Genomic DNA, 25,929 nt, shown 5'->3' with positions numbered 1-25,929 from the left:
TGCGTGCTATACGCTCGGAAGTCAGACTCCATCCCATCGCAGAGGCGCCCCCCATACCCTGGACAGCCGGGGCCCGTGCCCCCGCTCTCTCAAGAAAGGTGCGACCGGCGTGACCGACCGTCTCATCGTTCGTGGCGCTCGCGAGCACAACCTGAAGAACGTCTCGCTCGACCTGCCGCGCGACTCCCTCATCGTCTTCACCGGGCTCTCCGGCTCCGGCAAGTCCTCCCTGGCCTTCGACACGATCTTCGCCGAGGGCCAGCGTCGCTACGTCGAGTCGCTCTCCTCCTACGCCCGCCAGTTCCTGGGGCAGATGGACAAGCCCGACGTCGACTTCATCGAGGGCCTCTCCCCGGCCGTCTCCATCGACCAGAAGTCGACCTCGCGCAACCCCCGCTCCACGGTCGGCACCATCACCGAGGTCTACGACTACCTCCGCCTGCTCTTCGCCCGCATCGGCAAGCCGCACTGCCCCGAGTGCCGCCGTCCCATCTCGCGGCAGTCGCCGCAGGCGATCGTCGACAAGGTGCTCGCACTGCCCGAGGGCAGCCGCTTCCAGGTGCTGTCCCCGCTGGTCCGCGAGCGCAAGGGCGAGTTCGTCGACCTCTTCGCCGACCTCCAGACCAAGGGCTACAGCCGGGCGCGGGTGGACGGCGTGACCGTCCAGCTCTCCGAGCCGCCCACGCTGAAGAAGCAGGAGAAGCACACCATCGAGGTGGTCATCGACCGCCTCACCGTCAAGGACAGTGCCAAGCGCCGGCTCACCGACTCCGTCGAGACCGCCCTCGGCCTCTCCGGCGGCATGGTCATCCTGGACTTCGTCGACCTCGCCGAGGACGACCCCGAGCGCGAGCGGATGTACTCGGAACACCTCTACTGCCCCTACGACGACCTGTCCTTCGAGGAGCTGGAGCCGCGCTCCTTCTCCTTCAACTCCCCCTTCGGCGCCTGCCCCGAGTGCACCGGCATCGGCACGCGCATGGAGGTGGACCCGGACCTGATCGTCCCGGACGAGGACAAGTCCCTCGACGAGGGGGCCGTCTCCCCGTGGGCCCTCGGCCACACCAAGGACTACTTCCAGCGGCTGATCGGCGCCCTCGCCGGCGAGCTGGGCTTCCGCACGGACATCCCGTGGGCCGGGCTGCCGCTGCGGGCGAAGAAGGCCCTGCTCCACGGCCACAAGACGCAGATCGAGGTCCGCTACCGCAACCGGTACGGGCGCGAGCGCGCCTACACCACCGCCTTCGAGGGCGCGGTGCCCTTCGTCAAGAGGCGGCACGCCGAGTCCGAGAGCGACGCCAGCCGCGAGCGCTTCGAGGGCTACATGCGCGAGGTGCCCTGCCCGACCTGCGAGGGCACCCGCCTCAAGCCGATCGTGCTCGCGGTGACGGTGATGGAGAAGTCCATCGCCGAGGTCGCCGCGATGTCGATCAGCGAGTGCGCGGACTTCCTCGGCGCGATGCGCCTCGACGCCCGCGACAAGAAGATCGCCGAGCGGGTGCTGAAGGAGGTCAACGAGCGGCTGCGGTTCCTCGTCGACGTCGGCCTCGACTACCTCTCCCTCAACCGCGCCGCCGGCACCCTCTCGGGCGGCGAGGCCCAGCGCATCCGCCTCGCCACGCAGATCGGCTCCGGGCTGGTCGGCGTCCTGTACGTGCTCGACGAGCCCTCCATCGGCCTGCACCAGCGCGACAACCACCGCCTCATCGAGACGCTGGTGCGGCTGCGCGACATGGGCAACACCCTGATCGTCGTCGAGCACGACGAGGACACCATCAAGGTGGCCGACTGGGTGGTGGACATCGGCCCCGGCGCCGGCGAGCACGGCGGCAAGGTGGTGCACAGCGGCTCGCTGAAGGAGCTGCTCCGCAACACCGAGTCGATGACGGGGCAGTACCTCTCGGGAAAGAAGTCCATCCCCGTGCCGGACGTCCGCCGGCCCGTGAACGGCGAGCGCAGGCTCACCGTGCACGGGGCCAAGGAGAACAACCTGCGGGACATCGACGTCTCCTTCCCGCTGGGCGTGCTCACCGCCGTCACCGGCGTCTCGGGATCCGGCAAGTCCACCCTGGTCAACGACATCCTCTACACCCACCTGGCGCGCGAGCTCAACGGCGCCCGCTCGGTACCGGGTCGCCACACCCGGGTGGAGGGCGACGACCTCGTCGACAAGGTGGTCCACGTCGACCAGTCGCCCATCGGTCGGACCCCGCGGTCCAACCCGGCGACGTACACGGGCGTCTTCGACCACGTCCGCAAGCTGTTCGCGGAGACGATGGAGGCGAAGGTCCGCGGCTACCTGCCGGGCCGCTTCTCCTTCAACGTCAAGGGCGGCCGGTGCGAGAACTGCTCAGGCGACGGCACCATCAAGATCGAGATGAACTTCCTGCCGGACGTCTACGTCCCGTGCGAGGTGTGCCACGGCGACCGGTACAACCGGGAGACGCTGGAGGTCCACTACAAGGGCAAGTCCATCGCCGAGGTCCTGAACATGCCGATCGAGGAGGCCCTGGACTTCTTCGAGGCCGTCCCGACGATCGCCCGCCACCTGCGCACGCTCAACGAGGTCGGGCTCGGCTACGTCCGGCTCGGACAGTCCGCGCCCACCCTGTCGGGCGGCGAGGCGCAGCGCGTCAAGCTGGCCTCCGAGCTGCAGAAGCGCTCGACGGGTCGGACGGTGTACGTCCTGGACGAGCCGACGACCGGTCTGCACTTCGAGGACATCAGCAAGCTGATCAAGGTGCTGTCGGGCCTCGTCGACAAGGGGAACTCGGTGATCGTCATCGAGCACAACCTCGACGTCATCAAGACCGCCGACTGGGTCGTGGACATGGGCCCCGAGGGCGGCTACGGCGGCGGTCTCGTCGTCGCCGAGGGCACCCCGGAGCAGGTGGCCTCGGTGGGCGCCAGCCACACCGGCAAGTTCCTGCGGGACATCCTCGGCGCGGAGCGCGTCTCGGACGCGGCGTTGGCCGCCGGTGCGGCGCCGGTCGGGAAGACCGCCGCGAAGCGCACCGCGGCCAAGAAGGCGGCCCCGGCCAAGACCGCGAAGAAGGCCGCCGCCCCGGTGAAGGCGCCGGCGAAGAAGGCGACGACCCGGGCCCGCAAGGCGTAGGGGTCGCGCCTGTCCTCGGCCCCGTGGGGCCCGGTCGCGTCGACCGGGTCCCACCGGGGCCGGGCCCGCGGGTCAGGCGGCCACGCCCAGGGCGTGGCCGGCCGTGGCGGGGTCGTTCAGGGTGCTCAGCAGGGCGTCCGCGACGTCCGCGCGGGAGATGACCTTCCCGCCGGGGACGTTGGCGTCCAGGGCGCGGCGGTAGGTGCCGGTACGGGGACGGTTCAGCAGGCGCGGCGGGCGGACCACCGTCCAGCGGGTGCCGCTCGCCGCGATGGCCGCCTCCATGACGGCGAGGTCCGCGTACAGGTCGCGCAGCGCCCTCCGCAGCAGGGGGTGGACCACCGCCCGCAGCAGCACCCCGTCGCCCGGGGCGTCGGGCCCGAGCGGGGCGGCGCTGACGGCCGACAGCCGGGACACCCCGGCACGGTCCATCGCGGCGAGGATGGCCCGCAGGGCCGGTCCCGCGACCGGTGTCAGCCGGGCCTGGCGGTTGTTGGCCGCGCCCAGCGCCGAGACCACCGCGTCCCGCCCGGTCAGCAGCGCGACCAGCGCGTCCTCGTCCGTCAGGTCGGCCAGGACGGCCACCCGCAGCCCCTCCCGCGCCGGCACGTCCAGCCGGGCGGGGTCGCGGACCACCGCCGTCACCCCGTGGCCCTCCGCGAGGGCCTGGCGGACGACCTCTCGGCCCACTCCGCCGCTGGCTCCGAACACCGTGAGTTCCATGGCGCACCCCTCAGTGGAGACCGTGGTGGGTGAGTATTCACTCACCCCCGTTTCCACTAGGGTGAGCGAATGCCCACCCCCACGTCAAGCCGCCCGACGCCCGAGCGGCTCCTCGACGCCGCCGAGACCCTCATGCGGACCGTCGGCCTCGCCAACGCCACCACCAAGGCCATCGCCCGCGAGGCCGGCTGCTCGGAGGCCGCGCTCTACAAGCACTACGCGAACAAGGAAGAGCTGTTCGTCCGGGTGCTGATGGAACGCACTCCCAACGCGGGCCCCCTGATGGCGGTGCTCACCGCGCCCCCCGGCGACGCGACCGGCGAGGAACTCCTGGCCGACATCGCCGCCCTCGCCTCGCGGTTCTACGCCGACGCCATGCCCATCGCCGCCTCGCTCTTCGCCGAACCCGCCCTGCTCACCCGCCACCGCGAGGGGGTCCGCGCACTCGGCGTGGGCCCGCACGTGGTGCTGGAGGAGCTGGAGGGGCGCCTGCGACGGGAACGCGACGCGGGACGGCTGCGCCCGGCGGCCGACCCCGCCTCCGCCGCCGCCCTGCTGCTCGGCGCCTGCTTCCAGCGGGCCTTCTTCCTCCACTTCTCCGGGTCCGACGTGGTCAGTCCCGTCGAGGATTTCGCCCCGGCCCTGGCCCGGACCCTGTGGGCGGCTGTCGGCTGAGCTCCAGCTCGGCCGCGTACGGGGGCTCCGCGCCCGCTCGGGTGCAGGTCAGGGCGGCCGCGTGGGCGGCGTACGCCAGCACCTCGGGCCAGGGGGCCGCGTCCGGGTCCGTGCCGACGAGCCGGTGCAGCAGCGCCGCGTTGACGGTGTCGCCGGCGCCGATCGTGTCGACCACCGGGACCGGCCGTGCGGCCGCGTCGTGACGCCGCCCGGCCCGCGTCCACACCGTCAGCCCCTCCCCGCCCCGGGTCAGCACCACCGCCGAGGGCCCGGCCGCCAACCAGTCCGGGACCCCGCCACCGAGCCAGGCCGCGTCCTCCTGCGACAGCTTGAGGACGGAGACGTACGGCAGCCAGCCGAGGAAGCGCTCCCGGTAGGCGGCCGGGTCCGCGATCAGCGCCGGGCGGATGTTGGGGTCGAGCAGGGTCAGCAGCCCGCGCCGCGACTCCCGGCGCAACAGGGCCTCGTACGCGCTCGCCCCGGGCTCCAGCACCAGCGAACAGGTCCCGAGCGCGAGGGCTCGGGCCCGCGCCGGCAGCGCGGGCGGCAGCGTGAACAGCCGGTCGGCCGTTCCCTCGGTGTAGAAGCCGTACGCCGCCGAGCCGTCCGGGGCCAGCGAGGGCACGGCCAGCGTGGTCGGTTCCGGACCGCGCCGCACCAGCGAGCAGTCCACCCCGGCGGCGCGCAGCCCGCCGAGCAGGCTCTCGCCGAAGCCGTCGGTCGACACCCGCGAGCAGAAGGCCACCGGCGCGCCGAGGCGCCCGAGCGCGAGCGCGGTGTTGTACGGCCCGCCGCCGGGCCGGGGGGACAGCGCACCGGGGGGCTCCGCGAGGGGCACCAGGTCGATCAGGGCTTCTCCGCCGACGACGATCACGCCGGGAAGGTATCCCATCGGAGGCCTCCGGCGGACCCCCGGTATCGTCGGCGGGGCCGGGTCGTCGCGGCCGGCCGGTCGGGGCGGACCCCGGTCTTCGCCACCCGCGCGCGCGCCCGGCCCGCGCCCGACCCCCTCGCTCCAGGAGAACCGCATGTCCGCCTCGCAGCCCGCCGCCCGCCGTACCGTCCTCAAGGGCGCCGCCGCGCTCGCCGGGGCCGTCGGCGCCGGAGCGGCCCTGTCGGCGTGCTCCACGGAGACCAACAGCGGCGGCGGCACCCCCGCCGTGCCGACCGAGCCGGTGGAACTGGGCGCGGCGAGCGAGGTCCCGGTGGGCGGGGCGAAGCTGTTCCGCGAGCGCAAGGTCGTCGTCAGCTGCCCGGCCGAGGGGCAGTACACGGCGTTCAGCGCGCAGTGCACGCACGCCGGATGCGTCCTGGACAAGATCGTCGAAGGTCAGGGCAACTGCCCGTGCCACGGCAGCCGCTTCGACGTCGCCACCGGCAAGGTCCTGCGCGGCCCGGCCACCGACCCGCTGCCGTCCGTCCCGGTCAAGGCCGAGAACGGCCGGCTGATCGCGGGCTAGCCGGCGGCGCGGCGGGGGCGGTGGGGGCGGCGGGGGTCAGCCGTCCAGGGTGGCCATCAGTTCCTCGGGGTACCGGTCGCCGGTGACGACACCGCGCGGGGCCACGGCCTCGATCGCGGCGACGTCCTCGGGCGTGATCGTCACGTCCGTCGCGGCGACGTTCTCCTCCAGGTAGCTACGCCGCTTGGTGCCCGGGATCGGGACCGCGCCCCGGTGCAGGACCCAGGCCAGGGCGAGCTGGGACGGGGTGACCCGCTTCTCCTCGGCCAGCCGGCGCACCGCGTCGACGACGGCGAGGTTCGCGGCGAAGTTCGCGCCCTGGAAGCGGGGGTCGACGCGGCGGAAGTCGTCCTCGGCGAAGTCGTCCGGGCTCTTGACGGCGCCGGAGAGGAAGCCGCGGCCCAGCGGGGAGTACGCGACCAGGCCGATCCCCAGCTCCCGCAGGGTGTCCTCGACCCCGTTCGCCTCCAGGCCCCGCTCGAACAGCGAGTACTCGGTCTGCACGGCGGTCAGCGGGTGGACCGCGTGCGCCCGGCGGATGGTGGCCGCCGCGGCCTCGCTGACGCCGAGGTAGCGGACCTTGCCCTCGGCGACCAGCTCCGCCATGCCGCCGATGCTCTCCTCGACGGGCACGTTCGGGTCGACGCGGTGCAGGTAGTAGAGGTCGATGTGGTCCGTGCCGAGGTGGCGCAGCGAGCGTTCGGCCGCGCGGCGGATGTAGTCGGGCCGGCCGTTGAGGCCGAGGTGGTTGCCCTCGTCGTCGATCTCGGCGCCGGTCTTGGTGGCGATCACCACCCGGTCGCGGTCGCGGCCGGCGAGGGCCCGGGCGATCAGCCGCTCGTTGCGGAAGGGCCCGTAGGACTCGGCGGTGTCCAGCATCGTGACGCCGAGTTCCAGGGCCCGGTGGACGGTGGCGATCGACTCCGGTTCGTCGGTGGCGCCGTAGAAGGCGCTCATGCCCATGCAGCCGAGCCCCTCGGCCCCCACGTGGAGTCCCTGGCTTCCCAATGCGCGCGTTTCCACGGCGGTTCCTTTCCTGCGAAGTGAGTAACCAACTGGTTAGTTCCATCATGGGGAGGGGGTTCCGGCTTTGTCAATAACCGGATGGTTACTTGCTAGCCTGGGCCGCATGGCACGTGATTCCCAGGCGACGAAGGCGCGGATACTCGAAGCCGCCTTCGCCGAGTTCGCCGAGTACGGCGTCGCGGGGGCGCGGATCGACCGGATCGCCGAGGCGGCCGGGGCGAACAAGCGGATGATCTACGTCTACTACGGCAACAAGGAACAGCTCTTCGACCAGGTGATCCAGCGCGCGCTGGAGGCGGGCACGGAGTCGGTCCCCTTCGACGCCGAGGACCTCCCGCGCTACGCCGGAGCCGTCTTCGACCACCTCACCGCCGACCCCCGGCTCATGCGCCTGGTCACCTGGAAGCGGCTGGAACGCCCCGAGCCCACCGAGCTGGAGACCGCGTCCTACGCCCGCAAGGCCGCCGCCGTGGCCGCGGCCCAGGACAGCGGCCGGATCGACCCCGCCCTCGCGCCGGCCGACGTCCTGACGCTGGTCCTCGCCCTCGCGCAGGCCTGGTTCCACACCGCCGGCGGCCCCGACGGGGACGGGGAGCACCGCGCGGCGCACCGCGCCGCCGTCATCGACGCGGTCGCCCGCGTCACCGCCCCGGTCCGCGCCGCCGGCTAGCCACCGGACGGCGGGCCTCGGACGGCGCGGCCCGGACGGCGGGCCTCGGACGGCGTGGCCCGGACGGCGGGCCTCGGACGGCGCGGAGAGGGCCCGTTCCCGGGGCGGCCCCGCGGGCTACTCCCAGTCCCAGGCGATGCCCAGGATCCCCCGGTGGACCGCCTGTTCCACCAGGTGGACGGCGCGGTGGCGGCCGCTCGGGGTGAGATCGGCCAGGTGCGTGCGCGGGGCGCGCGGGCCCGTACGGGCGAAGCGTCGGCAGCGCACCGGCAGGGCCGCGTCGTCGAAGCGGACCTGGAGCATGTACTGCCCGCCCGCGTAGCTGAAGCCCCGTACGTACTCCGAGCTCCGCGCCCCCGTACCGTCCTCGATCCCGTAGCCGAAGACGTACGTGTCCCCGCGCCGCAGGCGGGCGTCGAAGAGCAACTCGGCGACCACCACGCCGGCCTCCCGGTGGTGGCGCACCCGACCCGTCCGGCAGTTCTCGTGGGCCGTCACCCTCATCCGGGCCGGGTCGCACCCCGGGTCGCCGTGGTGCACGGCGAGGTAGCGGTCGACGCCGTCGCGGTGGGCCCGGACGATCTGCTGGGAGTCCCGCGCGCGCATCTCGCCGCCCGCCCCGATGCGGACGCGCTCGTGGTGGCCCACCGTGTGCAGGCCCCCGTCCGCCGGGAGTTCCATCGCGTCGAGCAGTGCCTCCACCGCCGCGCCGACGCTGACCAGGGCCCGGTACGGGCGGGCGGCGGGGCGTCCGACCGTACCGGGACCGGGCGGCGGATCGGTCAGGAGCCGCAGCAGGGCGCCGTCGGGCAGCTCCAGGATCTCCTCCAGCGCGCGGACGGCCCGCAGCGACTCCGGCCGGCGGGGGCTGCGCGCGCCCTGCTGCCAGTAACTGAGGCTGGTCACGCCGACCTTGATGCCGCGTGACGCGAGCCGGTGCTGCACCCGGTGCAGGGGCAGGCCGCGGGCGGTGAGGGCGGCGCGCAGGGCGAGGTGGAAGGGGCCGCCGCGCAGCAGCCGTGCCAGTTCGGCGGCGTCCGGGTCGCTCGGCCCCTTCGCTCCGGCGGCTCCCGTCGCTCCGACCGCTGCGCCGGCTCCGGTGGCCCGGGCGTCCGCCGCGTCGCCCATCGCCCGCATGGCGACTCCTCTGTGAACGTTCACACGCGCCGGTGTGGGGGTCCGGGCCGGTGTCGGTGGGGGAGCAGGTGGAACGACAGCAACCGTTCACACCACAGCCCCACCGTTCACACTGCGATGTCACCGCGTATTGAAGCGTGTTGACCTGATCGCGACAACACCCTGATGCTCCTCCACAGCGTCCGGACGCGCTCCTCCACCCCCACATCCCCGCCTCGGGAGGAACGCGATGCGCAACCGAAAGCGGCGGCCGTACCCGGCCGCCCTCCTCACCGCCCTGCTCCTGGCCCTGTCCGCCACCGGTACCGCCGCCGGCACCGCCACCGCCGCCGATGCCGACTCCGCGCTCGCCTCCAAGCGCCTGAACATCACCATGCAGGCACAACAGAAGACCAACTGGTGCTGGGCCGCCGGCGGAAACACGATCGCCACGTGGTTCGGCCGCAACTACAGCCAGAACCAGTTCTGCAACGCCTCCTTCAACCGTCAGCAGGGCACCGAGTGCCCCAACAACCAGGCCACCCTGGGCAACGTGCAGACCGGCCTGCGCTGGGCCGGCGTCAACCCCGGCAGCTACGTCAACGGCTGGCTCCAGTACTCCACCGTGCAGGGCGAGATCAACGCCAACCGACCCGTCGAGACCCGGATCCAGTGGTCCAACGGCGGCGGCCACATGCACGTCCTCTACGGCTACGACACCGCCAACAGTTGGGTCTACTGGGGCGACCCGTGGCCCTCCAGCGACCGCTACAACTGGGCCTCCCACGCCTGGTACGTGGACAACAACACCTTCTCCTGGACCCACTCCCTCTACCGGATCGGGGCGTGAGCGCCGTGAACCAGCGCGCCGGCGCCGCCGCCGTCCTCGCCACCACCGCCCTCCTCGGCCTCGGCCTCGCCCCGCGGGCCGCCGCCGCCCCGGTGCCCCAGCCCGCCACGGCCACCGCCGAGAACCGGGCGGCGGCCCACGAGGCGGCCGTCGCCCCCGACACCCTGGCCACCCTCTCGCGGTTCTTCGCCCGCGAGGGCAGGGTCTCGATCGCCGACGCCCGGCCCCGCGTCGAGGGCGAGGCGATCCCCGTGCACCACCTCTCCCCGGAGTTCGTCGCGGGCAAGGCCGGGGCGCCCGTGGCCCGGCTGGAGTTCCTCGCGAGCCGGGCCGTCTCCACCGACGGGCAGCAGGCGGCCCTGTGGACCGCGAAGACGGCGTCCGGCTGGCAGGTGGTGAACATCGCCACCGGCGACGACGAGTTCCGCTACGCCCGCCTCGGCGCCGAGAAGCTCCCCGGGGGCACCGTCTTCCGGGAACCGCAGATCGACGCCTGGTACGTCGCCGGGGGCAGCCGCGTCCTCCCGCTGGACGAGGACGCCGTACGGGCCGTGGGGGAGGCGGGCACCACCCTGGCCGGCTACCGCACCCGCGTCACCAAGGCCTACGGGGACAAGCTCCCCGGCTCCGACTACTCCCGCTCGGGCCGCGCGGGCGGCTTCGAGGAGGCGGCCGGAGCCGCCGCCGGGCCGGGCGGGGAGGCGGGGGCGCCCCTGGGCCTGCTCGCCTCGGGGGCCGGGGCGCTCGCGCTCGGCGCCGCCGGATCGGTGCTCCTGCTGCGCCGCCGCCGCTCCTCCGCGCAGGCCTGAGCCCGAGGTCCGAGCCCCGGTGCCCGAGCCCCGGTGCCCGAGGCCCGGTGTTCGGGGCTCACGCCCGGCCGGGGGGCCGGGCGTGAGCCCCCGGGCCACGGACCCCACCGACCACGCGCCCCGGCGGCCGGAACCGACCGACCGGCCCCCGGGGCGCGTGCCCGTCCCGCCGCTCCCCGCCCCCGTACGCCGGCCCTCACCCGGCCGGCGTACGGGGCGCTGTCCCCGGGCGCCAGTAGGGTGGTTGGCATGGCCGACCCTTCCAGTTACCGCCCCCAGCCCGGGCAGGTCCCCGACTCCCCGGGGGTCTACAGGTTCCGCGACGAACACCGCCGGGTCATCTACGTCGGGAAGGCCAAGAGCCTGCGCCAACGCCTGGCCAGCTACTTCCAGGACCTCGCGGGCCTGCACCCCCGTACCGCCACCATGGTCACCACCGCCGCCTCCGTCGAGTGGACGGTGGTCTCCACCGAGGTCGAGGCCCTCCAGCTCGAATACTCCTGGATCAAGGAGTACGACCCCCGCTTCAACGTCAAGTACCGCGACGACAAGAGCTACCCCTCCCTCGCCGTCACCCTGAACGAGCAGTACCCGCGGGTCCAGGTCATGCGCGGTCCCAAGAAGAAGGGCGTGCGCTACTTCGGCCCCTACGGCCACGCCTGGGCCATCCGCGAGACCGTCGACCTGATGCTGCGCGTCTTCCCGGTCCGCACCTGCTCCGCCGGGGTGTTCAAGCGCTCCGCCCAGATCGGCCGCCCCTGCCTCCTCGGCTACATCGGCAAGTGCTCGGCGCCCTGCGTCGGCCGGGTCACCCCCGAGGAGCACCGTGAACTCGCCGAGGACTTCTGCGACTTCATGGCCGGCCGGACCGGCACCTACCTCTCCCGGCTGGAACGGCAGATGCACGAGGCCGCCGAGGAGATGGAGTACGAGAAGGCCGCCCGGCTGCGCGACGACATAGGGGCCCTGCGCCGGGCCATGGAGAAGAACGCCGTCGTCCTGGCCGACGCCACCGACGCCGACCTGATCGCCGTCGCCGAGGACGAGCTCGAAGCCGCCGTGCAGATCTTCCACGTACGCGGCGGCCGGGTGCGCGGCCAGCGGGGCTGGGTCACCGACAAGGTCGAGGCCGTCGACACCGCCGGCCTCGTCGAGCACGCCCTCCAGCAGCTCTACGGGGAGGAACAGGGCGAGGCCGTCCCCAAGGAGGTGCTGGTCCCCGCCCTGCCCGAGGACACGCCCGCCCTCGCGGAGTGGCTCGCCGCCCGACGCGGCTCGCAGGTCAGCCTGCGCATCCCGCAGCGCGGGGACAAGAAGGCCCTCATGGAGACCGTCCACCGCAACGCCCAGCAGTCCCTCGCGCTGCACAAGACCAAGCGCGCCGCCGACCTCACCACCCGCTCCCGGGCCCTCGAGGAGATCGCCGAGGCCCTGGACCTCGACAGCGCGCCCCTGCGCATCGAGTGCTTCGACATCTCCCACCTCCAGGGCCAGGACGTGGTCGCCTCGATGGTGGTCTTCGAGGACGGACTCGCCCGCAAGAGCGAGTACCGGCGCTTCCAGATCAAGTCCTTCGAGGGCCAGGACGACGTCCGCTCCATGCACGAGGTGGTCTCCCGCCGCTTCCGCCGCTACCTGCAGGAGAAGCAGCGCACCGGCGAGTGGGACCCCCGGGACGCCGCCGGGACCGACACCGCCCTCGACGACACGACCGACGGCCCGCTCGGCGACACGCCCGGGGACGACGGCCGTCCCAAGCGGTTCGCGTACCCCCCGCAGCTCGTCGTGGTCGACGGCGGAGCACCGCAGGTCGCCGCCGCCCGACGAGCCCTGGAGGAGCTCGGCGTCGACGACGTCGCCGTGTGCGGCCTGGCCAAGCGCCTGGAGGAGGTCTGGCTGCCCGGCGAGGACGACCCCGTCGTGCTGCCCCGCACCAGCGAGGGCCTCTACCTGCTCCAGCGGGTGCGTGACGAAGCCCACCGATTCGCCATCCAGTACCAGCGCTCCAAGCGCGGCAAACGCCTGAAATCAAGCCCCCTCGACGAGGTGCCCGGCCTCGGCGAGAGCCGCAAGCAGGCCCTCGTGAAGCACTTCGGTTCGGTGAAGAAGCTGAGACAGGCGACAATCGACCAGATCCGCGAGGTCCCGGGCATAGGCCTCAAGACGGCCGAGGCCGTGGCCGTGGCCCTCGCGCGGGCGACCCCCGCCGCTCCTGCGGTCAACACGGCCACAGGAGAGATCATGGAGGACGAGACCCCCGCGCCCGCGGGGACGCCATCGTCCGAACGGGGGACCGAGCAATGACCGAGCACGAGTCCGATCGCAAGACCGAGCACGACCGAGACGGAGCACAGGTGAGTACGGGCACGACACTGGAGCCCGGCGACAACGCCGAGGCCGCCATCCCCGAGCTGGTGATCATCTCCGGGATGTCCGGGGCCGGCCGCAGTACGGCGGCCAAGTGTCTGGAGGACCTCGGCTGGTTCGTCGTCGACAACCTCCCGCCGGCGCTGATCCCCACCATGGTGGAGCTCGGCGCCCGCTCGCAGGGCAACGTGGCGCGCATCGCCGTCGTCGTCGACGTGCGCGGCCGCCAGTTCTTCGACGCCCTGCGCGAATCGCTCGCCGACCTCGACAGCAAGGGCGTCAACCGGCGCATCGTCTTCCTGGAGTCCTCCGACGACGCCCTGGTACGACGCTTCGAGTCCGTCCGCCGCCCGCACCCCCTCCAGGGCGACGGCCGCATCACCGACGGCATCGCCGCCGAGCGCGACCTGCTGCGCGAGCTGCGCGGCGACGCCGACCTGGTCATCGACACCTCCAGCCTCAACGTCCACGAGCTGCGCGCCAAGATGGACGCCCAGTTCGCCGGCGACGAGGAGCCCGAGCTGCGGGCCACCGTCATGTCCTTCGGCTACAAGTACGGCCTGCCCGTCGACGCCGACCTCGTCGTCGACTGCCGCTTCATCCCCAACCCGCACTGGGTCCCCGAGCTGCGCCCCTTCACCGGGCTCAACGAGGAGGTGTCGGGCTACGTCTTCAGCCAGCCCGGCTCCAAGGAGTTCCTCGACCGCTACACCGAGCTGCTCCAGCTCATCGCCACCGGCTACCGCCGCGAGGGCAAGCGCTACGTGACCATCGCGGTCGGCTGCACCGGCGGCAAGCACCGCAGCGTGGCCATGTCCGAGAAGCTCGCCGCCCGCCTCGCCTCCGAGGGAGTCGAGACCGTCGTCGTCCACCGGGACATGGGGCGCGAGTGACCGGACGCACCCTGCGGCTGCGCCGCCTGCGCCGTCTGACCCCCGGCAGGGGCGAGGACCGCGCGGGCCGCGCGGGCCGCCGCGGCGGCGCCGCGGAGGCGGTCGCGCCCAAGGTCGTCGCCCTCGGCGGCGGCATGGGCCTGTCGGCCTCCCTCGCCGCGCTGCGCCGCATCACCGGCGAGCTGACCGCGGTGGTCACCGTCGCCGACGACGGCGGCTCCAGCGGCCGGCTCCGGGAGGAGCTCGGCGTGCTCCCGCCCGGCGACCTGCGCAAGGCGCTCGCCGCGCTGTGCGGGGACGACGACTGGGGCCAGACCTGGGCCCGCGTCATCCAGCACCGCTTCCAGTCGGCGGGCGACCTCCACGAGCACGCCGTCGGCAACCTGCTGATCGTCGCCCTGTGGGAGCAGCTCGGCGACCCCGTCCAGGCCCTCGACCTCGTCGGCCGGCTGCTGGGCGCCCACGGGCGGGTGCTGCCCATGTCGGCGGTGCCGCTGGAGCTCCAGGCCCTGGTCAAGGGGCACGACCCGGCCCGCCCGGAGGACGTGGACACCGTCCGGGGGCAGGCCACCGTTGCCCTCACCCCCGGCGAGGTGCTCTCCGTACAGGTCGTGCCGAGCGACCCGCCCGCCGTGCCGGAGGCCGTCGCCGCCGTGCTCGACGCCGACTGGGTGGTCCTGGGTCCCGGATCCTGGTTCTCCTCCGTCATCCCGCACCTGCTGGTGCCGGAACTCCTCGACGCGCTGATCCAGACGAAGGCCCGCAAGGTCCTCTCGTTGAACCTCGCACCACAGCCCGGCGAAACAGAGGGGTTCTCTCCGCAGCGTCATTTGGAGGTTTTGGCCCGACACGCCCCTAAACTCGCCCTGGACGTGGTGTTGGCCGACGAGGCCGCCGTGCCCGACCGCGAGTCCCTCGCCGAAGCCGCCAAGCGCTTCGGCGCGGCGGTCGAGCTGGCGCCCGTGGCCAGGCAGGACGGCTCTCCGAAGCACGATCCGGAGCTGCTGGCCGCCGCGTACGACCGTATTTTTCGGATGCATGGAAGGATCGGCCCATGGCGATGACGCCCGCGGTGAAGGATGAGATCTCCCGCCTCCCCGTCACCCGGACCTGCTGCAGGAAGGCGGAGGTCTCGGCGATCCTTCGGTTCGCCGGCGGGCTGCACCTGGTGAGCGGCCGCATCGTCATCGAGGCCGAACTGGACACGGGGATCGCCGCCCGCAGGCTGCGCAAGGACATCCTGGAGATCTTCGGCCATTCTTCCGACCTGGTCGTGATGGCCCCCGGCGGGCTGCGCCGGGGCAGCCGGTTCGTCGTACGGGTCGTGGCCGGCGGCGACCAGCTGGCGCGCCAGACCGGGCTCGTGGACGGCCGCGGCCGTCCCATCCGGGGTCTTCCCCCGCAGGTGGTCTCCGGGGCCACCTGCGACGCCGAGGCGGCGTGGCGCGGTGCCTTCCTGGCCCACGGCTCCCTCACCGAGCCGGGCAGGTCCTCCTCCCTGGAGGTCACCTGCCCCGGCCCCGAGGCAGCCCTGGCCCTGGTGGGTGCCGCCCGCAGGCTCTCCATCGCCGCCAAGGCGCGCGAGGTGCGCGGCGTGGACCGGGTCGTGGTCCGCGACGGCGACGCCATCGGCGCGCTGCTGACCCGCCTCGGCGCCCACGAGTCGGTGCTGGCCTGGGAGGAGCGGCGGATGCGGCGCGAGGTCCGCGCCACCGCCAACCGCCTCGCCAACTTCGACGACGCCAACCTTCGCCGCTCGGCGCGGGCCGCGGTGGCCGCCGGAGCCCGAGTGCAGCGCGCGCTGGAGATCCTCGGCGAGGAGGTCCCCGAGCACCTCGCCGCCGCCGGCCGGCTGCGCATGGAGCACAAGCAGGCCTCCCTGGAGGAGCTGGGCGCCCTCGCCGACCCGCCGCTGACCAAGGACGCCGTGGCCGGACGCATCCGCCGGCTGCTGGCGATGGCCGACAAGCGGGCCCAGGACCTGGGCATCCCGGGCACCGAATCCAACCTGGACCTCAGCGAGGAGCTGGCCGACAACATGGCCGGCTGACCGACGGGGCCGCCCGTGTCGCCCGAAGGGGCCCGTACGACCGAAAGGGGTTCGTGCCATCCCGGCGCGGGCCCCTTTCGCGGCACGCCCCATTGACACGCGCGCGGGGTGATCGTGAGCCTGTCGTCCGTAGCTTCGGTAGCTTCGGTTGCAGACGACGCCCAGGGGGGCACATGAGGCAACGCGCGAGAACGATCCTCGCCGCAAGCGCACTCGTCATCGGCACCACACTCGCCGCGTTACCCGCCGCGGCCCAGCCCGCTCCCGGCCCCGCTCCCGGCGCCGCCTCCGGCTCCGACGAGGTACGCGTCTACGACGCCGACATCACCCGGGAACAGGTCCCGCTCGTCCTCGCCGCGGGCCAGGACGCCCACGAACTCTCCGAACGCGCACCCGAGTCCGGCACCGCCAAGGTCGAGCTGTTCCTCACCGGCGAGCAGGCGAAGTCGCTCGCGGCCCAGGGCATCGGGCTCGCGGAGCGCAAGGCCCCCGATCGGGGACTGGCCCGCGACCGGGCCGCGGGGGGCGGCGTCTTCCGGCCCTACAGCGGCAAGGGCGGACTCCAGGAGGAGATCCTGGCGACGGCCCGGGCCAACCCGGGGCTGACCAAGGTCGTGTCCATCGGCAAGACCGTCCGGGGCAAGGACATCCTCGCCCTCAAGGTCACCCGCGACGCGGCCAGGGCGAAGGACGGCGACAAACCGTCCGTCCTGTACATGTCCAACCAGCACGCCCGTGAGTGGATCACCCCCGAGATGACCCGGCGGCTGATGCACCACACCCTCGACAACTACGGCAAGGACCCGAGGATCACCAGGCTGGTGGACTCCACCGAGCTGTGGTTCCTGCTCTCGGCCAACCCCGACGGCTACGACCACACCTTCACCGCCGACAGCGCCCGCCTGTGGCGCAAGAACCTCCGGGACAACAACGGCGACGGGAAGATCACCGCCGGCGACGGCGTCGACCTCAACCGGAACTTCGCCTACAAGTGGGGCTACGACAACGAGGGTTCCTCGCCGAGCCCGTCGAGCGAGACCTACCGCGGCCCCGCGGCCTCCTCCGAGCCCGAGACCAAGGCCCTGGACGCCTTCCAGAAGCGCGTCGGCTTCCGGTACGCGATCAACTACCACTCCGCGTCCGAACTGATCCTCTACGGGGTCGGCTGGCAGGTCGCGACCCCGACCCCGGACGACGTCGCCTACCGGACCCTCGCCGGCACCCCGGAGAACCCGGCCGTCCCCGGCTACCACCCCCAGCTGTCCTCCGAGCTCTACACGACCAACGGCGAGGCCGACGGGCACGCGGCCAACGCCAACGGCATCATGATGTTCACCCCCGAGATGACGACCTGCCAGACGGCGTCCGCCCTCGACCCGAACGACCGCTGGAAGCCCGAGGACTGCGCGTCCGGGTTCAACTTCCCCGACGACGAGAAGCTGATCCAGGACGAGTTCGCCAAGAACATCCCCTTCGCGCTGACCGTCGGCGAGAGCGCGGCGCACCCGGACCGACCGGCCTCCGCCGTCGGCCTGAGCGCCCCCGACTTCACCGCGGACCCCTTCACCACCTCCTACGTGACGCGCGGCGAGGACCAGACCGTCTCCGTCACCGCCCGCAAGTCGCTGCGCGACAAGACGCTCCACTTCCGCGTCAACGGCGGTCGCACCCACACCGACGAGCTCAAGGCCTGGAAGGGCGGCGAGGTCTACGGCGGCGAGGACAACAACTGGTTCGACGAGTACCGCGCCAAGGTCGACGGGACCAGGCCCGGCGACAGGGTCGAGGTCTGGTTCACCGGCCGCGACCGCGCCGACCGGAAGGTCACCGGCGGGAACTTCGCCTTCACCGTGGCCGAGCGCCCCCGCGCGGACGTCCTGGTGATCGCGGAGGAGGGTGCCAAGGCCGTGCACGCCCAGGGCTACGTCGACGCCCTGCGCGCCAACGGCAGGTCCGCCGCCGTCTGGGACGTCGCCACCCAGGGAGCCCCGCACCACCTGGGCGTCCTCGCGCACTTCACCACCGCCGTCCACTACACCGGGGCCAAGTCCCCCGGCGGGGACACCCAGCTCGCCGTGCGCGACTTCCTCAACGAGGGCGGCAAACTGATCGAGGCCGGTGAACTGGCGGGCGGCAACGCCCAGGTCGGCCGCGCCGTCACCAACGACTTCAGCCAGTACTGGCTCGGCGCCTACGGCCGGGCGAGCGTCACCGGCCCGACCGGCTTCACCGGCGACGGCGCCCTCGGCGGCGCGGCCGGCGGCCTCGGCGACGCGGCGGGCAACCCGCTCAACGCCCCCGGCGCCTACACCGTCACCTCCGACACCCTGCCGGCCGCGCAGTTCCCGCAGTTCAAGAGCGCGCAGTCGGGCCGGTACGCCGGCGTGGCGAACCCGTACGCCCCCTACGCGGGCACCAGCATGGCCTCGGCCACGCACGAGGACGACGACTGGAAGCGGCTCACGCGCACGATCGACCTCACCGGGGTCACCGCCGCCGACCGGCCGCAGCTGAGGATGGCCCTCAACTGGAACACCGAGGAGGGCTACGACCACGCCCTCCTGGAGGCCCGCACCGCCGACGGCGACGACTGGACCACACTTCCGGACGCGGGCGGGCTGAGCTCCGCCACAGTTCCGACGGAGTGCGCCGCCGGATTCTTCGTCAACGGCCACCCGTTCCTGCGGCGCTACCTCACGCTGGACTCCTCGGGCTGCACGGCGCGTGGTCAGAGCGGCGCGTGGAACAGCTTCACCGGCTCCTCCGGCGGTTGGAAGCAGGTCTCCTTCGACCTGAGCGCCTACGCGGGCAAGTCCGTGGAGGTGTCCCTGTCCTCCGTCACCGACCCCGGATCCGGCGGTCGCGGCGTCTTCGCCGACGAGGCGCGGGTGTCCGCGGGCGGCTCCGACCAGGCCGTCGAGGGGTTCGAGACCTCCCTCGGGGCCTGGAGCACCGGGCCCGCTCCGGCCGGAAGTCCCGATGTCGCGGGCGATTGGTCCCGTACCGGCGAGCTGTTCAAGTCCTTCGCCTCGGTCACTACGCGTGACACGGTGCTCCTCGGCTTCGGCCTGGAACACGTGCCCGCGGCGAAGGACCGCGCCCTACTCGTAGGTAAGGCCCTCAGGTCCCTGAACCGCTGACCTGCGACCCCTTCCCCCGTCACCCTGCGTGACGGGGGCGAAAGTCCCCGGAGCCCCGTGCCGGAGCGGGTGGTACAGGGCTCCGGGGAGTGTCAGGCCCCGGTCGATGTCACTCCGAAGCTCACGGAGAGGTAGGGTCATAAGCGGTCGGGGACATCCCATACAGCTCGCCGGCGGACAGGCCGGCGCACCAACGAGGAGATCGGTTCGTGACGATCCGCGTAGGCATCAACGGTTTTGGCCGCATTGGCCGCAACTACTTCCGGGCACTCCTGGAGCAGGGAGCGGACATCGAGATCGTCGGTGTCAACGACCTGACTGACAACGCCACCCTGGTGCACCTGCTCAAGTACGACACCATCCTGGGCCGCCTCAAGGCAGAGGTCTCCCACACCGACGACACGATCACCGTCGGTGGCAACACCTTCAAGACCTTCGCCGAGCGCGACCCCGCGAACCTCCCCTGGGGCGAGCTGGGCGCCGACATCGTCATCGAGTCGACCGGCATCTTCACGAAGAAGGCCGACGCCGCCAAGCACATCGCGGCCGGCGCGAAGAAGGTCCTCATCTCGGCTCCGGCCAAGGACGAGGACATCACGATCGTGATGGGCGTCAACCAGGACAAGTACGACGCGGCCAACCACCACGTCATCTCCAACGCCTCCTGCACCACCAACTGCGTGGCGCCGATGGCCAAGGTCCTCCTGGAGAACTTCGGCATCGTCAAGGGCATGATGACGACGGTCCACGCCTACACCAACGACCAGCGCATCCTGGACTTCCCGCACTCGGACCTGCGCCGCGCCCGCGCCGCCGCCGAGAACATCATCCCGACGACCACCGGTGCCGCCAAGGCCACCGCCCTGGTCATCCCGGAGCTGGCGGGCAAGCTCGACGGCATCGCGATGCGCGTCCCGGTCCCCACCGGTTCCGTGACCGACCTGGTCATCGAGCTGGAGCGCGAGGTGACCAAGGACGAGGTCAACACGGCCTTCCAGAAGGCCGCCGAGGGCCAGCTGAAGGGCATCCTCGACTACACCGAGGACGCGATCGTCTCCTCCGACATCGTGAACTGGCCCGCCTCCTGCACCTTCGACTCCTCCCTGACGATGGTCCAGGGCAAGAGCGTCAAGGTCGTCGGCTGGTACGACAACGAGTGGGGCTACTCCAACCGACTCGTCGACCTCACCGTCTTCGTCGGCGGCCAGCTCTAGGCGGTCGGCTCCAAGAAACGTAGGGCAAGGCACAACGATGTGAGCACAGGGTCCGCTCGGCGCGATGAGGCGCCGTTCGGGCCCTGTCGCTTGCCTGGCCCTCCCGTCCTCGCCCTCCGGGTGAAGGTCTCCTAAGGAGTAGGAAACACATGAAGACGATCGACGAACTGCTCGCCGAGGGCGTCGCCGGCAAGCGGGTCTTCGTCCGCGCCGACCTCAACGTGCCGTTGGCGAACGGTGAGATCACCGACGACGGTCGCATCCGCGCCGTCCTGCCGACCATCGCGAAGCTCGCCGAAGCCGGCGCCCGCGTGGTCGTCGCCTCCCACCTGGGCCGGCCCAAGGGCGCCCCGGACCCGGCCTTCTCGCTGGCCCCGGCCGCCAAGCGGCTCGGCGAACTGCTCGGCGCGGACGTGGCGTTCGCCACCGACACCGTCGGCACCTCCGCCAAGGAGACCGTCGCGGCCCTCGCCGACGGACGGGTCGCCGTCATCGAGAACCTGCGCTTCAACGCCGGCGAGACCTCGAAGGACGCCGCCGAGCGCGGTGCCTTCGCGGACGAGCTGGCCGCGCTGGCCGACCTCTACGTCGGCGACGGCTTCGGCGCCGTGCACCGCGCCCACGCCTCGGTCGTCGACCTGCCCGCGCGCCTGCCGCACGCGGCCGGGTACCTCATCGCCACCGAGGTCGGCGTCCTGAAGAAGCTCACCGCCGACGTCAAGCGCCCGTACGCGGTCGTCCTCGGCGGCGCCAAGGTCTCCGACAAGCTCGCCGTCATCGACGAGCTGCTCGGCAAGGCCGACCGCATCCTCATCGGCGGCGGCATGGCGTACACCTTCCTCAAGGCCCAGGGGCACGAGGTCGGCATCTCCCTGCTCCAGGAAGACCAGCTGGACAAGGTCACGGAGTACATGGAGCGCGCGAAGGCGACCGGCGTCGAGCTGGTGCTCCCCGTCGACGTCCTCGTCTCCGCCGAGTTCCCCGACCTGAAGACCAAGGCCCCGGCCGTCTTCGAGACCGTCGACGCGGACAAGATCCCCGCCGACAAGGAGGGGCTGGACATCGGCCCCAAGACGCGTGAGCTGTACGCGTCGAAGATCGCGGACGCCGAGACCGTCTTCTGGAACGGTCCCGTGGGCGTCTTCGAACACCCCGACTACGCGAACGGCACGAAGGCCGTCGCCCAGGCCCTCGTCGACAGCGACGCCTTCACCGTGGTCGGCGGTGGCGACAGTGCCGCCGCCGTCCGCATCCTGGGCTTCGACGAGAATGCCTTCGGCCACATCTCGACCGGTGGCGGCGCCAGCCTCGAATACCTCGAAGGCAAGACGCTCCCCGGCCTCGCCGCCCTGGAGGGCTGAACCCATATGACCACCGTGAACGGCCGCACCCCGCTGATGGCGGGCAACTGGAAGATGAACCTCAACCACCTCGAGGCCATCGCCCACACCCAGAAGCTCGCCTTCTCCCTCGCCGACAAGGACTTCGACGCCGTCGAGGTCGCGGTGCTCGTCCCCTTCGTCGACCTGCGCTCGGTGCAGACCCTCGTCGAGGCCGACAAGCTGAAGATCAAGTACGGCGCCCAGGACGTCTCGGCGCACGACTCCGGTGCCTACACCGGCGAGATCTCCGGCCCGATGCTCTCGAAGCTGGGCTGCGCCTACGTGGCCGTCGGCCACAGCGAGCGCCGCCAGTACCACGGCGAGAACGACGAGGTCTGCAACGCCAAGGTCAAGGCCGCCTACAAGCACGGGATCACCCCGATCCTGTGCGTCGGCGAGGGCCTCGACATCCGCAAGGCCGGTCAGCAGGTCCAGTACACGCTGAACCAGGTGGACGGCGGCCTCAAGGACATCCCGGCCGAGCAGGCCGAGTCCATCGTGATCGCGTACGAGCCCGTCTGGGCCATCGGGACCGGCGAGGTCGCCACCCCCGAGGACGCCCAGGAGGTCTGCGGGGCGATCCGCGGCCGGCTCGCCGAGCTGTACTCCCAGGAGCTGGCCGACAAGGTCCGCATCCAGTACGGCGGCTCCGTGAAGTCCGGCAACATCGCCGCGATCATGGCCCAGCCCGACGTCGACGGCGCCCTGGTCGGCGGTGCGGCGCTGGACGTGGACGAGTTCGTCAAGATCGTCCGCTTCCGCGACCAGTGAAGCGACCGGTGAGTATGCGGTAGGACGGATCCGTCGTACCCTTGCGGGGGCCGGAGGCTGCACGGGCAGCCACCGGCCCCCGCTTCATCCCAGCAGCATCCGCAAGCCCAGAAAGTAGGAATCAGCCGTGGTTATGGGGTTCTCGATCGCCCTGATCGTCTTCAGCGCTCTGCTGATGCTGCTCGTGCTGATGCACAAGGGCAAGGGCGGCGGCCTGTCCGACATGTTCGGTGGCGGCATGCAGTCCTCCGTCGGCGGCTCCTCGGTGGCCGAGCGCAACCTCGACCGCATCACGGTCGTCGTCGGCCTGCTCTGGTTCGCCTGCATCGTGGCGCTCGGCCTCCTGATGAAGTCGAGCGGCTGACCGGTTCTCGTCATTCCGGCGGTCCCGCCCCCCGTGGCGGCCCTATCCTGAGCTCCGGCGCCCCTCCTTCCGTTTGTTGCACGCGGGTTGGGCCCTACGGAGACCGGGGCGCCCTCGGCGGGTATACCCTCACGCTTGGCGGCACCATCACGCAGGGAGTTACGACCGTGGCAAGTGGCAACGCGATTCGTGGAAGTCGGGTCGGAGCCGGGCCGATGGGCGAGGCCGAGCGCGGGGAATCCGCGCCCCGTCTGCGCATCTCCTTCTGGTGCTCGAACGGGCACGAGACGCAGCCCAGCTTCGCCAGCGACGCGCAGGTCCCCGACACCTGGGACTGCCCGCGCTGCGGATTCCCGGCCGGCCAGGACCGGGACAACCCGCCCGCTCCGCCGCGCACCGAACCGTACAAGACCCACCTCGCGTACGTGCGGGAGCGCCGTACCGACGCCGACGGCGAGGCGATCCTCGCCGAGGCCCTCGCCAAGCTGCGCGGCGAGATCTGAGACTCGGCCTGAGCCGGGGCCACACTCAAGAGTGACTCGGGGTCCGGCCCGTGGGAGTACGAATCCCGCGGGCCGGACCCCTTTGTGTGCGTTGTCCCCCTTCGGATCCCTTAGGTTGGTCGCGGCGGGGCACAACAGGACGGAAGAAGTGGGTTGATGTCCGAGATGAACGCAGACAGCCGCATGAGGCTCAACCGGACGCCGCAGTGGCAGGCACTCGGCAAGCACCGGGAAGAGCTGGGGCAGACGCATCTGCGGGAGCTTTTCGAGTCGAACCCCGAGCGGGGCACCGGCTACACGCTGCGGGTCGGGGACCTGCACATCGACTATTCGAAGCACCTCGTCACGGACCGGACGCTGGAGCTGCTCCGCGACCTGGCCGCCGCGACGGGCGTGAGCGCCCTGCGCGACGCGATGTTCCGCGGCGAGAAGATCAACACGACCGAGGACCGGGCGGTCCTGCACACCGCGCTGCGCGCCGAGCGCGACGCGGTGATCGAGGTCGACGGGGAGAACGTCGTCCCCGGCGTACACGCCGTCCTCGACAAGATGGCCGCCTTCTCCGACCGGATCAGGTCGGGGGAGTGGACCGGGTTCACCGGCAAGCGCATCAAGAACGTGGTCAACATCGGCATCGGCGGCTCCGACCTGGGCCCCGCGATGGCGTACGAGGCCCTGCGGTCCTTCACCGACCGCGGCCTGACCCTGCGCTTCGTCTCCAACGTGGACGGCGCCGACCTGCACGAGGCCGTGCGGGAACTGGACCCGGCCGAGACGCTGTTCATCATCGCCTCCAAGACCTTCACCACCATCGAGACCATCACCAACGCCACCTCGGCGCGGGAATGGCTGCTCGGTGGTCTGGGCGGCGACCAGGCCGCCGTGGCACGGCACTTCGTGGCCCTGTCCACCAACGCCGAGAAGGTCACCGAGTTCGGCATCGATCCGGCCAACATGTTCGAGTTCTGGGACTGGGTCGGCGGCCGGTACTCCTTCGACTCGGCCATCGGCCTGTCCCTGATGATCGCGATCGGCCCGGACGCCTTCCGCGAGCTGCTCGGCGGCTTCCACGCCATGGACGAGCACTTCCGCACGGCGCCGATCGAGAGCAACGCCCCCTTCCTGCTGGGCCTGTTGGGCATCTGGTACGGGGCGTTCTTCGACGCGCAGTCGCACGCGGTGCTGCCGTACAGCCACTACCTCTCCCGCTTCACGGCCTACCTCCAGCAGCTGGACATGGAGTCCAACGGCAAGTCCGTCGACCGTCAGGGCGAGCCGGTGGACTGGCAGACCGGCCCGGTGGTGTGGGGAACGCCCGGCACCAACGGCCAGCACGCCTACTACCAGTTGATCCACCAGGGCACCCGGGTGATCCCGGCGGACTTCATCGGCTTCGCCCGCCCCGTCGCCGAGCTGCCGCCCGCCCTGGAGGCCCAGCACGACCTGCTGATGGCGAACTTCTTCGCCCAGACGCAGGCCCTGGCCTTCGGCAAGACCGTCGACGAGGTCCGCGCGGAGGGCGTCGCCGAGGAACTGGTCCCGCACAAGACCTTCCAGGGCAACCACCCGACGACCACGATCCTGGCGGGCGAACTCACCCCGGCGGTGCTGGGCCAGCTGATCGCCCTCTACGAGCACAAGGTGTTCGTCCAGGGCGCGGTGTGGAACATCGACTCCTTCGACCAGTGGGGCGTGGAGCTCGGCAAGGTCCTGGCCAAGCGCCTGGAGCCCGCCCTGACGGAGGGTTCGGACGTGGCGGACCTCGACCCCTCGACCCGCGCCCTCGTGGCCGCCTACCGCGAACTGCGCGGCCGCTGACGGGAATCCGACGGCGGCCAGCGCGGCCGCCGCGTACGGCCCCGTACGCACGACGAGAGCGCCCCCGCACCGACCGGTGCGGGGGCGCTCTCGCGTCGTTCGGGTCAGGCGGACGCAGGCGGGTAGAGCCCGGTCGGCAGCTTCGCGGCGGCGGCGCGGTCCAGCAGCCACAGGGTGCGGCTGCGGCCGTACGCGGCCGCGGCGGGGGCCTGGACCCCGCCCGCGCCGCCCAGCGCGATGGCCACCGCGCCCGCCTTGTCCTCACCGGCGGCCAGCAGCCAGACCTCGCGGGCCGCGCGGATCGCCGGGAGGGTCAGCGAGACCCGGGTGGGCGGGGGCTTCGGGGCGCCGTGGACGCCGACGACGGTGCGCTCGGTCTCGCGGGAGGCCGGGTGCTCCGGGAAGAGGGAGGCCACGTGCGTGTCCGGGCCCACCCCGAGCATCAGGACGTCGAAGCGGGGGACCGGGCCGTGGTCCTCGGGGCCGGCGGCCCGCGCCAGCTCGGCGGCGTACGCGGCCGCCGCGGCGTCCACGTCGGCGCCGTACGGGCCGTCGGAGGCGGGCATCACGTGCACGCGCGCGGGGTCCACCGGGACGGAGTCCAGGAGGGCCTCACGGGCCTGTACGTGGTTGCGCTCGGGATCGTCGGCGGGGACGTAGCGCTCGTCGCCCCACCACAGGTCGATCCGGGACCAGTCGACCGCGTCCCGCGCCGGGGCGGCGGACAGGGCCGCGAGCAGGCCGTTGCCGTTGCGACCGCCGGTCAGGACCACGGAGGCGCTGCCCCGGGCGGCCTGCGCGTCCACGATCTTCGTGATGAGCCGGGCCGCCGCGGCCTGGGCCATCAGCTCCTTGTCCCGGTGGACGACGACCTGGGGAGTCGTCATACCCATGTGCTGCCGCCTTGTCGATAGTGCGGTGGGTGGTGCCGTGCGGTGGTGCGGGTGACGACCACGGCGCGGGTCCCCCGCCCGCCCCTCCCG

At 72.2% G+C, this 25,929-nt stretch carries 22 protein-coding genes; 17 read left to right on the top strand and 5 right to left on the bottom strand.

The features are described 5' to 3' along the window. The first annotated feature begins 109 nt into the window (after positions 1–109). Positions 110–3,115, top strand: coding sequence for an excinuclease ABC subunit UvrA (gene uvrA, locus AB0D01_RS15850; protein ID WP_363055729.1), 3,006 nt, complete (start codon positions 110–112; stop codon positions 3,113–3,115). Between the two features lie 72 nt (positions 3,116–3,187). Here uvrA and AB0D01_RS15845 read toward each other — a convergent pair whose 3' ends face one another. Continuing rightward, positions 3,188–3,838 (bottom strand): NAD(P)H-binding protein, encoded by a 651-nt coding sequence (locus AB0D01_RS15845; RefSeq protein ID WP_363055728.1) that lies wholly within the window; start codon positions 3,836–3,838, stop codon positions 3,188–3,190. Positions 3,839–3,907: 69 nt separating this feature from the next. Here AB0D01_RS15845 and AB0D01_RS15840 point away from each other — a divergent pair, with 69 nt between their 5' ends. Then, positions 3,908–4,513, top strand: coding sequence for a TetR/AcrR family transcriptional regulator (locus tag AB0D01_RS15840; RefSeq protein WP_363055727.1), 606 nt, complete (start codon positions 3,908–3,910; stop codon positions 4,511–4,513). Here AB0D01_RS15840 and AB0D01_RS15835 read toward each other — a convergent pair. Then, positions 4,452–5,387 (bottom strand): carbohydrate kinase, encoded by a 936-nt coding sequence (locus AB0D01_RS15835; protein ID WP_363055812.1) that lies wholly within the window; start codon positions 5,385–5,387, stop codon positions 4,452–4,454. The genes AB0D01_RS15840 and AB0D01_RS15835 overlap by 62 nt on opposite strands. Before the next feature lie 154 nt (positions 5,388–5,541). Here AB0D01_RS15835 and AB0D01_RS15830 point away from each other — a divergent pair, with 154 nt between their 5' ends. Continuing rightward, the gene (locus AB0D01_RS15830) at positions 5,542–5,973 is read left to right on the top strand and encodes a Rieske (2Fe-2S) protein (RefSeq protein ID WP_363055726.1); all 432 of its coding nucleotides are present in this window, start codon (positions 5,542–5,544) and stop codon (positions 5,971–5,973) included. Between the two features lie 36 nt (positions 5,974–6,009). Here the strand turns inward: AB0D01_RS15830 and AB0D01_RS15825 are convergent, their stop codons facing one another. Then, positions 6,010–6,996 (bottom strand): aldo/keto reductase, encoded by a 987-nt coding sequence (locus AB0D01_RS15825; RefSeq protein ID WP_363055725.1) that lies wholly within the window; start codon positions 6,994–6,996, stop codon positions 6,010–6,012. A 106-nt stretch (positions 6,997–7,102) separates the two neighbouring features. Between AB0D01_RS15825 and AB0D01_RS15820 the strand changes: the two genes are divergently transcribed. Continuing rightward, positions 7,103–7,669: a TetR family transcriptional regulator gene (locus AB0D01_RS15820; protein ID WP_363055724.1), complete on the top strand. Its 567-nt coding sequence runs from the start codon at positions 7,103–7,105 to the stop codon at positions 7,667–7,669. A gap of 117 nt (positions 7,670–7,786) precedes the next feature. On the opposite strand, the gene AB0D01_RS15815 is transcribed toward AB0D01_RS15820, so the two are convergent. Continuing rightward, positions 7,787–8,806: a hypothetical protein gene (locus tag AB0D01_RS15815; RefSeq protein ID WP_363055723.1), complete on the bottom strand. Its 1,020-nt coding sequence runs from the start codon at positions 8,804–8,806 to the stop codon at positions 7,787–7,789. Between the two features lie 229 nt (positions 8,807–9,035). Between AB0D01_RS15815 and AB0D01_RS15810 the strand changes: the two genes are divergently transcribed. The 13 genes from AB0D01_RS15810 to pgi all read left to right on the top strand — a co-directional run bounded on the left by AB0D01_RS15810 (position 9,036) and on the right by pgi (position 24,946). Continuing rightward, a complete protein-coding gene (locus AB0D01_RS15810; protein ID WP_363055722.1) occupies positions 9,036–9,635 on the top strand; it encodes a papain-like cysteine protease family protein in 600 nt (199 codons plus the stop codon). Further along, complete coding sequence (locus AB0D01_RS15805; protein ID WP_363055721.1) at positions 9,632–10,444, top strand: hypothetical protein; 813 nt, start codon at positions 9,632–9,634, stop codon at positions 10,442–10,444. The genes AB0D01_RS15810 and AB0D01_RS15805 overlap by 4 nt, the downstream gene beginning before the upstream one ends. Before the next feature lie 249 nt (positions 10,445–10,693). Next, the gene (uvrC, locus tag AB0D01_RS15800; RefSeq protein WP_363055720.1) at positions 10,694–12,748 is read left to right on the top strand and encodes an excinuclease ABC subunit UvrC; all 2,055 of its coding nucleotides are present in this window, start codon (positions 10,694–10,696) and stop codon (positions 12,746–12,748) included. Next, positions 12,745–13,704 (top strand): RNase adapter RapZ, encoded by a 960-nt coding sequence (gene rapZ, locus AB0D01_RS15795; protein WP_363055719.1) that lies wholly within the window; start codon positions 12,745–12,747, stop codon positions 13,702–13,704. Before uvrC ends, rapZ begins: the two co-directional genes overlap by 4 nt. After that, positions 13,701–14,768 (top strand): uridine diphosphate-N-acetylglucosamine-binding protein YvcK, encoded by a 1,068-nt coding sequence (gene yvcK / locus AB0D01_RS15790; RefSeq protein ID WP_363055718.1) that lies wholly within the window; start codon positions 13,701–13,703, stop codon positions 14,766–14,768. The genes rapZ and yvcK overlap by 4 nt, the downstream gene beginning before the upstream one ends. After that, positions 14,759–15,754: a DNA-binding protein WhiA gene (whiA, locus tag AB0D01_RS15785; protein WP_030237199.1), complete on the top strand. Its 996-nt coding sequence runs from the start codon at positions 14,759–14,761 to the stop codon at positions 15,752–15,754. Before yvcK ends, whiA begins: the two co-directional genes overlap by 10 nt. Before the next feature lie 173 nt (positions 15,755–15,927). Continuing rightward, positions 15,928–18,894, top strand: a complete 2,967-nt coding sequence (locus tag AB0D01_RS15780; RefSeq protein WP_363055717.1) for a M14 family zinc carboxypeptidase — start codon at positions 15,928–15,930, stop codon at positions 18,892–18,894. Positions 18,895–19,103: 209 nt separating this feature from the next. Continuing rightward, complete coding sequence (gene gap, locus AB0D01_RS15775) at positions 19,104–20,108, top strand: type I glyceraldehyde-3-phosphate dehydrogenase (protein WP_362583638.1); 1,005 nt, start codon at positions 19,104–19,106, stop codon at positions 20,106–20,108. 149 nt (positions 20,109–20,257) lie between these two features. Further along, positions 20,258–21,469, top strand: coding sequence for a phosphoglycerate kinase (locus tag AB0D01_RS15770; RefSeq protein ID WP_363055716.1), 1,212 nt, complete (start codon positions 20,258–20,260; stop codon positions 21,467–21,469). Between the two features lie 6 nt (positions 21,470–21,475). Further along, entirely contained in the window at positions 21,476–22,261 is a 786-nt protein-coding gene (tpiA, locus tag AB0D01_RS15765; protein ID WP_363055715.1) for a triose-phosphate isomerase, read from the top strand. A gap of 133 nt (positions 22,262–22,394) precedes the next feature. Continuing rightward, positions 22,395–22,625, top strand: coding sequence for a preprotein translocase subunit SecG (gene secG, locus AB0D01_RS15760; protein ID WP_363055811.1), 231 nt, complete (start codon positions 22,395–22,397; stop codon positions 22,623–22,625). A gap of 167 nt (positions 22,626–22,792) precedes the next feature. Next, on the top strand, positions 22,793–23,128 hold the full coding sequence (locus AB0D01_RS15755) for an RNA polymerase-binding protein RbpA (RefSeq protein WP_007263454.1): 336 nt from the start codon (positions 22,793–22,795) through the stop codon (positions 23,126–23,128). A 165-nt stretch (positions 23,129–23,293) separates the two neighbouring features. Then, positions 23,294–24,946 carry a glucose-6-phosphate isomerase gene (pgi, locus tag AB0D01_RS15750; RefSeq protein ID WP_363055810.1) on the top strand — a complete coding sequence of 551 codons (1,653 nt, stop codon included), beginning with the start codon at positions 23,294–23,296 and terminating at the stop codon, positions 24,944–24,946. A gap of 104 nt (positions 24,947–25,050) precedes the next feature. Here the strand turns inward: pgi and pgl are convergent, their stop codons facing one another. Continuing rightward, positions 25,051–25,833: a 6-phosphogluconolactonase gene (gene pgl / locus AB0D01_RS15745; RefSeq protein WP_363055714.1), complete on the bottom strand. Its 783-nt coding sequence runs from the start codon at positions 25,831–25,833 to the stop codon at positions 25,051–25,053. Positions 25,834–25,929: the final 96 nt, after the last annotated feature.

Origin of the sequence: Streptomyces sp. NPDC048606 (assembly GCF_040650855.1) — a bacterium.
In the GTDB taxonomy this organism is placed as follows: Bacteria; Actinomycetota; Actinomycetes; order Streptomycetales; family Streptomycetaceae; genus Streptomyces.
The sequence above is the reverse complement of the archived record's forward strand: the minus strand, read 5'-3'. Positions and strand labels throughout refer to the sequence as shown.

Coding starts and splice junctions, on each gene's coding strand:
- AB0D01_RS15845 (WP_363055728.1), bottom strand. CDS start 3,838: ATGGAACTCACGGTGTTCGGAGCCAGCGGCGGAGTGGGCCGAGAGGTC.
- AB0D01_RS15840 (WP_363055727.1), top strand. CDS start 3,908: ATGCCCACCCCCACGTCAAGCCGCCCGACGCCCGAGCGGCTCCTCGAC.
- AB0D01_RS15830 (WP_363055726.1), top strand. CDS start 5,542: ATGTCCGCCTCGCAGCCCGCCGCCCGCCGTACCGTCCTCAAGGGCGCC.
- AB0D01_RS15820 (WP_363055724.1), top strand. CDS start 7,103: ATGGCACGTGATTCCCAGGCGACGAAGGCGCGGATACTCGAAGCCGCC.
- AB0D01_RS15815 (WP_363055723.1), bottom strand. CDS start 8,806: ATGCGGGCGATGGGCGACGCGGCGGACGCCCGGGCCACCGGAGCCGGC.
- AB0D01_RS15810 (WP_363055722.1), top strand. CDS start 9,036: ATGCGCAACCGAAAGCGGCGGCCGTACCCGGCCGCCCTCCTCACCGCC.
- uvrC (WP_363055720.1), top strand. CDS start 10,694: ATGGCCGACCCTTCCAGTTACCGCCCCCAGCCCGGGCAGGTCCCCGAC.
- rapZ (WP_363055719.1), top strand. CDS start 12,745: ATGACCGAGCACGAGTCCGATCGCAAGACCGAGCACGACCGAGACGGA.
- whiA (WP_030237199.1), top strand. CDS start 14,759: ATGGCGATGACGCCCGCGGTGAAGGATGAGATCTCCCGCCTCCCCGTC.
- AB0D01_RS15780 (WP_363055717.1), top strand. CDS start 15,928: ATGAGGCAACGCGCGAGAACGATCCTCGCCGCAAGCGCACTCGTCATC.
- AB0D01_RS15770 (WP_363055716.1), top strand. CDS start 20,258: ATGAAGACGATCGACGAACTGCTCGCCGAGGGCGTCGCCGGCAAGCGG.
- tpiA (WP_363055715.1), top strand. CDS start 21,476: ATGACCACCGTGAACGGCCGCACCCCGCTGATGGCGGGCAACTGGAAG.
- secG (WP_363055811.1), top strand. CDS start 22,395: ATGGGGTTCTCGATCGCCCTGATCGTCTTCAGCGCTCTGCTGATGCTG.
- pgi (WP_363055810.1), top strand. CDS start 23,294: ATGAACGCAGACAGCCGCATGAGGCTCAACCGGACGCCGCAGTGGCAG.
- pgl (WP_363055714.1), bottom strand. CDS start 25,833: ATGACGACTCCCCAGGTCGTCGTCCACCGGGACAAGGAGCTGATGGCC.